14 protein-coding genes are annotated in these 9,921 nt (G+C 69.5%); 7 read left to right on the top strand and 7 right to left on the bottom strand.

The window, feature by feature from the left end:
* Positions 1 to 197: 197 nt before the first annotated feature.
* Genes ACTHNQ_RS11650 through ACTHNQ_RS11640 form a run of 3 tightly spaced genes read left to right on the top strand, consistent with a single transcriptional unit; the run spans position 198 to position 1,782 of the window.
* Positions 198 to 791, top strand: a complete 594-nt coding sequence (locus ACTHNQ_RS11650) for a sulfite oxidase-like oxidoreductase (protein WP_440333559.1) — start codon at positions 198 to 200, stop codon at positions 789 to 791.
* Positions 788 to 1,513: an FAD-binding oxidoreductase gene (locus tag ACTHNQ_RS11645; protein ID WP_440333561.1), complete on the top strand. Its 726-nt coding sequence runs from the start codon at positions 788 to 790 to the stop codon at positions 1,511 to 1,513. Before ACTHNQ_RS11650 ends, ACTHNQ_RS11645 begins: the two co-directional genes overlap by 4 nt.
* Positions 1,510 to 1,782, top strand: coding sequence for a DUF6510 family protein (locus tag ACTHNQ_RS11640; RefSeq protein WP_440333558.1), 273 nt, complete (start codon positions 1,510 to 1,512; stop codon positions 1,780 to 1,782). Before ACTHNQ_RS11645 ends, ACTHNQ_RS11640 begins: the two co-directional genes overlap by 4 nt.
* Positions 1,783 to 1,799: 17 nt before the next feature.
* Here ACTHNQ_RS11640 and ACTHNQ_RS11635 read toward each other — a convergent pair whose 3' ends face one another.
* Entirely contained in the window at positions 1,800 to 2,720 is a 921-nt protein-coding gene (locus ACTHNQ_RS11635) for an AEC family transporter (protein ID WP_440333556.1), read from the bottom strand.
* Between the two features lie 352 nt (positions 2,721 to 3,072).
* On the opposite strand from ACTHNQ_RS11635, the gene ACTHNQ_RS11630 reads away from it, so the two are divergent.
* A complete protein-coding gene (locus ACTHNQ_RS11630; RefSeq protein ID WP_440333554.1) occupies positions 3,073 to 3,360 on the top strand; it encodes a hypothetical protein in 288 nt (95 codons plus the stop codon).
* 48 nt (positions 3,361 to 3,408) lie between these two features.
* Here ACTHNQ_RS11630 and ACTHNQ_RS11625 read toward each other — a convergent pair whose 3' ends face one another.
* Positions 3,409 to 3,768 (bottom strand): MmcQ/YjbR family DNA-binding protein, encoded by a 360-nt coding sequence (locus ACTHNQ_RS11625; RefSeq protein WP_440333553.1) that lies wholly within the window; start codon positions 3,766 to 3,768, stop codon positions 3,409 to 3,411.
* 125 nt (positions 3,769 to 3,893) lie between these two features.
* On the opposite strand from ACTHNQ_RS11625, the gene ACTHNQ_RS11620 reads away from it, so the two are divergent.
* On the top strand, positions 3,894 to 5,159 hold the full coding sequence (locus tag ACTHNQ_RS11620) for a 2'-5' RNA ligase family protein (RefSeq protein WP_440333551.1): 1,266 nt from the start codon (positions 3,894 to 3,896) through the stop codon (positions 5,157 to 5,159).
* A 60-nt stretch (positions 5,160 to 5,219) separates the two neighbouring features.
* On the opposite strand, the gene ACTHNQ_RS11615 is transcribed toward ACTHNQ_RS11620, so the two are convergent.
* Positions 5,220 to 5,915 (bottom strand): hypothetical protein, encoded by a 696-nt coding sequence (locus tag ACTHNQ_RS11615; protein WP_440333549.1) that lies wholly within the window; start codon positions 5,913 to 5,915, stop codon positions 5,220 to 5,222.
* A gap of 71 nt (positions 5,916 to 5,986) precedes the next feature.
* On the opposite strand from ACTHNQ_RS11615, the gene ACTHNQ_RS11610 reads away from it, so the two are divergent.
* The gene (locus ACTHNQ_RS11610) at positions 5,987 to 6,760 is read left to right on the top strand and encodes a TetR/AcrR family transcriptional regulator (protein ID WP_440333547.1); all 774 of its coding nucleotides are present in this window, start codon (positions 5,987 to 5,989) and stop codon (positions 6,758 to 6,760) included.
* Here ACTHNQ_RS11610 and ACTHNQ_RS11605 read toward each other — a convergent pair whose 3' ends face one another.
* From ACTHNQ_RS11605 to ACTHNQ_RS11595, 3 genes are read right to left on the bottom strand one after another with little or no spacing between them, the layout of a single operon-like run.
* Positions 6,761 to 7,366, bottom strand: a complete 606-nt coding sequence (locus ACTHNQ_RS11605) for a class I SAM-dependent methyltransferase (RefSeq protein WP_440333545.1) — start codon at positions 7,364 to 7,366, stop codon at positions 6,761 to 6,763.
* 12 nt (positions 7,367 to 7,378) lie between these two features.
* A complete protein-coding gene (locus ACTHNQ_RS11600) occupies positions 7,379 to 8,251 on the bottom strand; it encodes a serine hydrolase domain-containing protein (RefSeq protein WP_440333543.1) in 873 nt (290 codons plus the stop codon).
* Between the two features lie 28 nt (positions 8,252 to 8,279).
* Positions 8,280 to 8,846, bottom strand: a complete 567-nt coding sequence (locus tag ACTHNQ_RS11595; RefSeq protein WP_440333541.1) for a TetR/AcrR family transcriptional regulator — start codon at positions 8,844 to 8,846, stop codon at positions 8,280 to 8,282.
* Between the two features lie 79 nt (positions 8,847 to 8,925).
* Here ACTHNQ_RS11595 and ACTHNQ_RS11590 point away from each other — a divergent pair, with 79 nt between their 5' ends.
* Positions 8,926 to 9,603, top strand: a complete 678-nt coding sequence (locus ACTHNQ_RS11590) for a GNAT family N-acetyltransferase (RefSeq protein ID WP_440333539.1) — start codon at positions 8,926 to 8,928, stop codon at positions 9,601 to 9,603.
* A gap of 85 nt (positions 9,604 to 9,688) precedes the next feature.
* Here the strand turns inward: ACTHNQ_RS11590 and ACTHNQ_RS11585 are convergent, their stop codons facing one another.
* On the bottom strand, positions 9,689 to 9,919 hold the full coding sequence (locus ACTHNQ_RS11585; protein WP_440333537.1) for a DUF6458 family protein: 231 nt from the start codon (positions 9,917 to 9,919) through the stop codon (positions 9,689 to 9,691).
* Between the last annotated feature and the right edge of the window lie 2 nt (positions 9,920 to 9,921).

Genomic DNA, 9,921 nt, shown 5'->3' with positions numbered 1-9,921 from the left:
GATGCCGACGATGAGGGCGAGGACGCCGCCGATGCCGAGCGCGGTGCGGATTCCGTTGACGGCCGACTTCTCGGCCTCGGATGCGGTGGACATGAGAGGTCCCTTTCTGAGAGTTCCCTGAATGTAATGCGGCTAAAGCCTAGACCCCATGTCGAACATCCGTGCGTCGACGGGCCGCGGGGTGTAAAACAGCGACTATGGCCGTCATCTCCAGAGGATTCGGCGCTCGACGCCGCGACAGCGACCCGCACCTTCCGCCGGGGCAGTACCTGACCGAGGACTTTCCGGTGCTCTCCGCCGGACCGACACCACGCATCGACACCGCTGCGTGGCGCTTCGGCATCCGGACCGAGGCGGGGAAGGAGGTGTCGTGGAGCTGGGACGAGTTCCTGGCACTGCCCGCCGAGGACGTGCACACCGACATCCACTGTGTGACCCGCTGGTCGAAGCTCGGCACCTCGTGGCGCGGCGTCTCGCTCGACACGCTGCTGGACGGGGTCCAGACCGAGGCGGAGTACGCGATGGCCCACTCCTACGGCGGCTACACGACGAACGTCCCGCTCGACGAGCTGCGCGACGGTCAGGCGTGGATCGCGTACGAGTTCGACGGCGAGCCGCTCGATCCCGAGCACGGGGGTCCGGCCCGACTGCTCGTACCCCATCTCTACTTCTGGAAGAGCGCCAAGTGGGTGCGCGGCCTCACGCTCATGCAGGACGACGAGCCCGGGTTCTGGGAGCAGAACGGGTACAACATGCACGGCGATCCCTGGACAGAGGAGCGGTATTGGTGACCGTCGGCGGCTGGCGTGCTGCGCGCGTGGTCGAAGCCACCGCCGTCACGCCGTCGGCACGGGTGCTGCGGGTCACCGTGCCCGGATGGCCGGGAAGCGCGGCCGGCCAGCACGTCGACATCCGTCTCACCGCCGAGGACGGCTACCAGGCGGTGCGGTCGTACTCGCTGAGCTCGTACGGGGCGTCCGACACGATCGAGCTGGCTGTCGACGAGATCCCCGACGGAGAGGTCTCGCCGTACCTCGTGAGGGATGTGCTCCCCGGCGACGAGCTGGAGGTCAAGGGGCCCCTCGGCGGCTACTTCGTCTGGCGGGCCGGGGGAGCGGGGCCGGTTCAGCTGATCGCGGGCGGGTCGGGGGTGGTTCCGCTGGTGGCGATCGCACGGGCCGCGAAGGATGCCGGGGCTGCGGCATCCCTTCGCCTGCTCTACTCCGTGCGAACGCCGGAGGACGCGATATATCGCGATGAGCTGGAGCGGGATGCCCGAGACGGGGGAGTGGCGCTCACCTGGCGCTACACCCGCACGGCACCGGAGGGCTGGCAGGGCGACGTCGGCCGGATCGACGAGGACGTCCTGCGTGCGGCGGTATGGGCGCCCGAGCAGCAGCCGATCGTGTATGTCTGCGGTCCGACGGGGTTCGTCGAGCACGTGGCCGATGCGCTCGTCGGACTCGGGCACGCGCCTGAGCGCATCAAGACGGAACGGTTCGGAGGCGCATGATGCGAGCGGAGAACGCGACGCACACGGTGGACGGCAACGCCGCGGCGGGAATGCTGTGGGACGTCTTCGGCACCGACGTCACGGCGCTGGTCGGAGTCTGCGGCGGCTGTGGTGCATCGGCACCGTTCGCCGAGACGGTCGTCGAGATCGACGAGGTCGCGGCGATCGTCCGCTGCCGGTCGTGCACGCACACCCTGTTCACAGTGCTGCGCGACGATCAGGGCGTCCGGCTCGTCCTGGGCGCGCTGCACGAGATCACGCGGGAGTGATCTCCGCCCGGGGGGAGTCAGCCCAGCAGCAGTGTGATGAGGATCAGCACGGGGACGCAGCCGATCGTGGTGAGGAACACCGTGTCACGCGAGATCGTCTCGCCGATGTCGTAGCGCTGGGAGTAGTTGAAGACGTTCTGCGCCGTCGGGAGCGCCGCGAGCACGGTGACCACCAGCACGTCGTGCGCGCTCAGGCCGAACACGAACGCGGCCACCGCCCACGCGATGAGCGGCATCGCGACGAGCTTGAGCAGGGTCGCGAGCACGATGTCGCGGCGACGCCCCGATGCGCCCAGGACTCGCTGACCGTGCAGGGAGATCCCGTACGCGATGAGCAGCACCGGTACGCACGCGTTCGCGATCAGCAGCGCCGGCTGCAGCACCACCGGCGGCAGCTCGATCCCGAGGACCGAGACGAGCGTGCCCAGCACTGATCCGAGCACGATCGGATTCGTCGCCACGCGGGTCACGGAACGCCAGAGCGACGTGCGGGCGGTCGTGACGGCATCCAGGATCGCCATCGTGATCGGCGTGAACAGCAGCAGCTGCATGAGGATCACCGGCGCCGGGTACGCCGCGCTCCCGAGCAGGTACAACGACAGCGGGATGCCGATGTTGTTCGAGTTGACCTGCCCGGCGCTCAGCGCGCCGATGACCGTCTCGCCGACCGAGCGGCGGAACGCGAACCGCGCCACGAGCGCGTACGCCAGGATCACCGCGACGGCGGCGATGGCCGACACCGGCAGCAGCGACGAGAACAGCGTGTGGACGTCGGCCTGCGACAGCACCGTGAAGAGCAGGAACGGCGACAGCACGAAGAACGTGAGCCGCGCCAGCACCGGGCGCGCGTGCTCGCCGAGCAGGTCGATCCGGCCGAGGATCCAGCCCACCAGGATCGCCACGCCCACCACGACGAATCCGGTGAGCGATTCCAGCATGATGAGAGCCTAGAGAAATCGTTCCCCGGCCGAGAATCGTCTGGCGGGGTCTGACAGACTGACTCGTCAAGCAGATCGGTGTGGCGTGTCCGCGGATCTGCGTCGTGCTCGCGCAGTTCGCGCGTTGTGTTCGCGGCTGCCGGCAGGCTGGATGCTCGAGGGGCCCCTTCTGGGCGGATCGGGGTCGGAAGGGGTTCGCGGAGCCGACACAGCTGAGAATGATGTACGCCGATAATGCACATTATGTCAACTTGCGGAACGCAGCGTCCCTGCTCAACGCGGGCGAGGTCGAGGTGCTCCCCTCCTTGTCAAGCCCCAGTCGTGGCAGGCCTGTCGGTAGTGCACTGGACAGATGACATCAGGACAGGCGCACGAGCACGTCGGGCCCGGATCGCTGACACCGCAGCAGATCGCGCTCCGGCGCCTTCGCACGTTCGGCACGCTCTTCCTGTCGTTCGGTCTGCTGGGAGTCGTCGCGGGCATCGCGATCATGTCGAGCGGGACGCTCGCCTGGGTCGGCCTGATCATGTCGGCCATGTGGTTGTGCTTCGCCGCTCTCGGTGTGGTGATGCTCATGCGCTACAGCCAGCAGCGTTCCGCGCGCGCGTCCGAGCACGGTCGGGTCGCCGGCGAGAAGTAGTCGCGCAGGCCGGCGGATGAGAAGCGAACGTGCGGGCCGTGTACCGAGTCACCCTGGACCGTACGGGTGAGCCAGGTCGTAGGCGCGCGACAGCTTCTGCGGGACGACCATGCGCCACGCGTCCACGACGAACTCGCGTGCCTCGGCGGGTTCGAGCGCGGTCAGATCCGAGCTGACCCAGTGGAACCGGAGATCTGAGGGCGACGGCATCCGGAACTTCTCCGGTTGACCACCTATGAGCCCCTCCCTCATCTCCTTCGGGAACGCGAACTCCATCGTGCGTTCATCGCTCGAGAAGGCGACGTAGACGAGTTGTCCGACGCGGAACTTCAGCCGACCGCGCACCACGACCTCGTACGAGCGCTCGAGGCTCGACCCCAGCGCCCGGACATCGTCGATCGTCGCCATGGCTCACCTCCGCTGGCAGCCCCCGCGTGAGACGCTAGTGCTTCTCTGCGGGCCACGGTGAGAACGATCCACTCCCCCGGACCCCTGCCCTCCCGTGCGCCTGATCGATCGGTCAGACTGGCGGCGTGACGAATCTTGCGAGCCGAGAGCTGTTCGTCGTGGTGGGACTGCTCGATCCGCTCGCGGTCGGGCTGACCTTCAGCCGCCGCGCGTGGCCGCCGCACGTGACGCTCGCCTCCAACTTCGCCGTCGACGGCGACCGCACCGCTCTTCTGAGGGCCGTGGGTGAGGCATGCACCGGTGAGCCGCCGCTCGAGCTCCGCTTCGGCGACGAAGCCCGCTTCGGCCCCGATGAGGACATCGGGGTGCAGCTGGTGGAGTCTGCGCAGATCGCCGCCCTGCACGCGCGCCTGGCCGACGCCCTCGAACGGCTCGCAGGTTTCGCCGCGGACGAACCCGCGTACTGGCGCGATGGCTACCGTCCTCACATGACGCACGTGCCCGGCGTGTCGACACCCGCGGGCGCGACGGCCCAGCTCGCCCATGTCGCGGTCGCGGTCATGGCGGGAAGCTCCGCTACCGTCGTCGCGGCGATCGTGCTCGGACCGGATGCCGGTGGAGCAGGGACTTCGGTGGACAAGCCGCACGAGGTGGTCGATCCGATGCACTTCGACGGTCTCGCTGCGAGCTACGGCACCGCGCGGCCGCCCTACCCCGCCGCGCTCTGGGACGATGTGCGGGCGACCGGGCTCGTCAGGCCGGGGCTTCGCGCTGTCGACCTGGGTGCCGGCAGCGGCGAGGCCACATCCGAGTTCGTCGCGGCGGGAATGGAGGTCGTCGCGGTCGAGCCCGGCGCGAATCTGGCGGCGATCCTGCGCGAGCGGCTCCCCCAGGTCGCCGTCATCCCGTCGCGGGCCGAAGACGCGCGGCTCGAGCCGGATTCGTTCGAGCTCGCCGTGGCCGCGACATCGATCCATTGGATGGACCTCCCGGTCGTCCTGCCCCTCGTCCACCGTGCGCTGAAGCCGGAAGGGCGATTCCTCGTCTGGCGCAACGTCTTCGGAGACGCCGACGCCGAGGTCACGCCGTTCCGCCGCGCCGTGAACCGGATCGTCGAGCGGCGGACCACGGTACGCCCCGGCAACGCCGAGGACGTGGAGGCCACCGCGCGCAGCATCGTCGACTCCGGGCTGTTCGACATCGAGGCCATCAGGCGCTATCACTGGTCGATCGAGCTGACCGGTGATCAGGTCCGCGCACTCTTCACCACGTTCAGCGAGTGGACGCCCGCCGAAAGCGACGAGGCGGCATCGGTCGTCGCGCAGCTCGGCGGCCGTGTCACCGAGCACTACGCCTCGTGGCTCATCGAGGCGCGTCCACGCCCGGTGTGACTGCCGGCGGCGCCGGTGCCCGCGGTCTGGGCGCTGCTCCGACCGCGGGCACCCCCGTCTTCACTCGGTCTCGTGAGCTCTGCGCCGCAGGACGGCGATGCCGACGACGGCGATCCAGAGCGCGGCGATGCCGTTGAACATCGCGACGGCACCCCACCCGTTGGATGCGTAGAACTCCGACGAGTTGTAGCCGAAGAACATCGACGGCACGCCCGCGAGGTGCAGCAGGGCGATGCCGAGGGCCGACCAGCCGACCCAACGGGCGAGAGCCCGTGTGCGGAGCACGGCGTATCCGAATGCGACGCCGAACACCGCGAGCAGCAGATGCGAGATGGAGCCGTACAGCAGGTAGGTGGGCACTGTCCGCGTCGGATCGATGAGCTCGGCCGTCTGGATCGCACTGCTGCCCTCGAGCCCTTTGGCGACCATGTCGACGATCGTCCAGGCGACGCCGGCGGTGCCCGCGACGGCGCCGAACCACTCGAATCGCGCGTCGGCGCGACCGATCAGGAACCGCACCCCGCTCATGAAGATCAGGAACGCTGTGAGCGCCAGGAAGTTGAAAAGCGTGCGGGTCAGGATCAATCCGTCGGGCATGAGCGCCCCGGTGTCGACGCTGCAGGTGTTGCAGGCCGGGACGACGAAGTACAGCGGAAGTTCGGCGAGGCCGAAGATCCCGCCGGCGATGGCCGCTCCCCCGATCCAACTCTGGGCGGTCCGCGAAAGGGAGAACTGTGTAAGCAATGAAGTGTTCACGGCATGCACAGTAGCGTTAACTGTGTAAGCCGTCTACTATTTCTTTCGAAGACGTCGAGAGGATGCCGAGCATGACGCCTGCCGCCCCGGACCGCCCGCTCGCAGCCGAGCTCGACCTGGACGCGTTGCCTCCCGGGCTCGCCGCCGCGTGGGGTGTCGTCGAGACCGAAGGTCGTCGCGGGCCCAAGCCGGCGCACACGGTCGACGAGGTCGTCGCGGCCGCGACGGCGTTGGCGGACGAGGAAGGTATCGCCGCGGCATCCCTCCCGCGCGTCGCGGCGAGGATCGGGGTGAGCACGAATGCGCTTTATCGGTATGTGAGTTCGAAGGACGAGCTGCTCGTGCTCGTCGCCGACCGTGCCTGGGGTGATCCGCCGACGCTCACCGGTGACGACTGGCGCGTCTCGGCGTCGCAGTGGGCGCGGCTGCTGTTCGAGCAGTTCGTCGCGCGGCCCTGGCTGCTCGACGTGCCACGGACCGTCCCGCTCACTCCGCACAACGCCGCGTGGCTGGACGTGCTCATCGGCGCCCTCGCGCCGACCGGGATGGGGTCGCAGCAGATGCTGAACTGCGCCTATCTGCTCGACAGTCATGCGCGGTACGGTGCGGACCTGCGGCGCAACGCCCCGATGCCGGCCGAGCTGCGGCGCGCGAACCCCGACCGGCAGCACGCCGTGGACGCCGTTCGCGAGTTCCTGGATGCGCAGCTGCGCGCGCGGCGGCTCGATGCGGTCGCCGACGTCATGCGCGAGCCGATGTTCCTGGCCGACGAGCCTCCGCTCGACGGCTTCGAGTTCGGTCTCGACCGCATCCTCGACGGCATCGCGGTGTACGTCGAGGGGTAGCTATGTCGTCGGCCGCTGCCAGGTGAGCGAGTAGCGCCACAGCGCGTACCGGCGCCAGCGCGCGAGGGGAAGCACCCTTTCCGCGCTCGCGCGGACGTCGGCATAGGTGTGCGGCGGCGGCCAGACCGTCGGCGCCGTGTGTTCCCAGACGTTGCGCGTGCGCGCCAAGTACTGGTGCTGGACCGCGCCGGCCAGGCCGCGCAGGCGATCGAGGACTGACGAGTCCTCGGCAAGCCCGACCACGACCAGAACGCCGCCTGGGGTGGTGAGCTCGCGCAGGCGAACCAGCGCATCGTCCAGCCGGGGGAAGTGATGGAGCGTCGCGATGGACGCCACGACGTCGAAGCTCCGGCCGAAATCATGGCTCATCACATCGGCATGCGTCCAGACGATGTCGTCCCCGTGCTCGGCAGCCGCCTCGGCCAGGACCGTCGCGTCCACGTCGACCGCCGTCACATCGGGCAATCGATCCCGCAGGTCGCGGGCGAGCAATCCGTTGCCGGTGCCCACATCGAGCGCCGACCTCGCTCCCACCGGGATCGCGTCCATGACAACCCGGTGAAAGTGGATGTTGTGGTTCCACCGCGGCGCGTCGGGGTGTGGCATCCGAGTCGCCCCTCAGCGGGTGATCGCCGCGGCGGCGATCTCGGCCAGCAGGTGGTCGCGCGATTCCTCATGAGCGGTGATCGTGACGACCGAGGTGCCGGCGTCGTCGATCACGACGTACTGGCCGTACTTGCCGTCGAGACGCCATGTGGGACCGGGACCCTCCCAGGCGGCGAGACCGTAGTGCGACGACGATCCGCCGTACGGCGTCGTGACCCAGTCCGCGTGCATGCGATCGACCCAGTCGGCGCTGACGAGCGGGGTCGCGCCCCAGCGTCCGCGGTCGCGCAGCACGCGCCCGATGCGGGCGAGCTCTTCGGTGCGCAGCTGCAGGCCGCTGCCGCCGATGATCCATCCCTGTGGGCAGCGGTGCCACTGCGGATTGTCGATGCCGAGAGGCTCGAACAGGCGGGGCATGAGCCAATCGCGCACATCGCCCACGACGGCGCCCAGCAGACGCATCGCGGTGTAGGTGCTCGCGTCGCTGTACTGGAACGTCTCTCCGGCGCCGACCGAGGAACGCCGCAGCATCTCCTGTGCGAGATCCGGCCACGGTGCCGGCTGGTCGCCGAACCACTCGAAGTCGATGCCGCTCGTCATGGTGAGCAGCTGGCGCATCGTCACACGGTCGACGCCGTCCCCGAGCTCGAAGGCCGGCATCAGCTCGCCGACGGTCGTGTCGAGCGTGAGGATGCCGTCGTCCACGGCCATGCCGACGGCCAGGGCGCAGACGCCCTTCGACGCGGAGTAGACGTTGACGCGATCGTCGCTGCGCCAGCGGTGCTGGGCCTCGTCCTCGCCCACGCGGACGTGGACGCCGTAGGCGCCCAGCCCCTCGGCGTCGACGCTGCGGACGATGGTCTCGAGGACGGCGGAGGCGCTCACCTGAGCAGTGTGGCAGAGCCCTCGGACATCACGAGCCGGCGAGGATCGCCGCCACGACCTCGCGCAGCGCTTCGTCGTCGGGGAACGCTCCCCGGTCGCCGGCGTACAGCAGATGGGCGCTGCCGACCACGGCCAGCGCGAGGGCCGCGATGTCGGCATCCACACGGATCCACCCCACGTCGCGACCGGCCGCGAGCACGTCGATGACGACGGCGGTCGCGTCCATGAGCAGCGGGATGCCGAAGGCGCCCGCCCGCCGGGCACGACGGCGCACGCCGTCGCGGCTGATGACCAGCGCCACCAGCGCCACCGTGACGGGGGTGAACACCTGCTCGACGACGTCTGCAACGGCGACGGCCGCCGATCCCGCAGCGCGCGGCTCGATCGCCCGGATGCGCTGCGCATCTTCGGTCACGAGCGCGGCCAGGTAGGTGTCGAAGTCTTCGAAGTGCCGGTGCAGCACTCCCTTGGCCACACCCGAAGCGGCGGCCACGGTCCGGCTGGTGATCGCCCCGGGCCCCCCGTTCGCGAGCAGTCGGCGCCCCGCGTCGAGCAGGACGGTCCGGGGATCTTCGATGGCGCGGCCGGTGGGCATTGGGGCGAATCCTTGAAGTGGGCGATCGCCCATTCGAAGTGGGCGCCTGCCCACCTTACTCTTCTGACAGACTTCGGGGATGCAGCACTCCGCCACCCTCGCCCGGCTCTGGCCCGCATCGGCTGTGCGTGCGCGCGCCGGCGATCTGGAACTCCGCTGGATCGACGACGACCTGCTCGTGCAGCTCGCGGACCTCGCCGGTCGGGGCATCCACGCTCCCGATGCGATGCCGTTCGAGCACCCGTGGACCCGCGGCACCGCCGACGAGGTGGCCCGCAGTGTGGTGACCTATCAGTGGGGGCTGCGGACACAGGTGTCGCCGCAGGCGTTCGTGCTGGAGTTCGCGGTGCTGCATGACGGCGTGCCGGTGGGTGTCCAGGGGCTGACCGCGAAGGACTGGACGGTGCTGCGGTCGGTGCAGAGCGGCTCGTGGCTCGGTCAGGAGCACCAGGGCCGGGGCATCGGCACGCGGATGCGGGCGCTCGTGCTTCATCTCGCCTTCGCGGGGTTCGGTGCGATCGAGGCGACGTCCGGCGCGTTCGCCGACAACGTGTCGTCCAACGCCGTGTCGCGGCGGATCGGGTACGAGTTCGACGGCGTCGACCGCGTCGCGCGTGAGGGCGCTGCGGTGGCGCACAACCGCTACCGCATGACCCGCGAGCGCTGGGAGTCGCTGCGCGATGCGCACGCGACCCTGCTCGGCGCTCCGGTCGAGCTGGAAGGCGTCGAGGCTATCCGCACACCGGCCGGCGGCTGATCCCGACAGAGGGTCTCGGACGCACAGAGGTCCGGACGCAACGCTGGAGCGGGCGCCCCCGAGCGCCCGCTCCACGTGTCTTGCGTCAGAGTCCCGCTGCGTCGTCCGGCGTGCGCGTCGTCCGGCGGACCACCCGCTCGTCGTTCACCGGGTCCACGGCCGTGTGCGTCACCACGTCGGAACGGCGGCGGCGCATCATCAGCACGAGGCCGACGAGGAAGATCACGACTCCCGCGCCCATCAGGATGTAGCCGAGCATGTCGAGGTTGACCCAGTCGACCTGCACGTTCAGAGCGAAAGCCACGATGGCTCCGATCG

The sequence above is a fragment of the Microbacterium sp. genome (assembly GCF_051953575.1).
Classification (GTDB): domain Bacteria; phylum Actinomycetota; class Actinomycetes; order Actinomycetales; family Microbacteriaceae; genus Microbacterium.
This window is presented reverse-complemented; position numbering and strand designations above follow the sequence as displayed.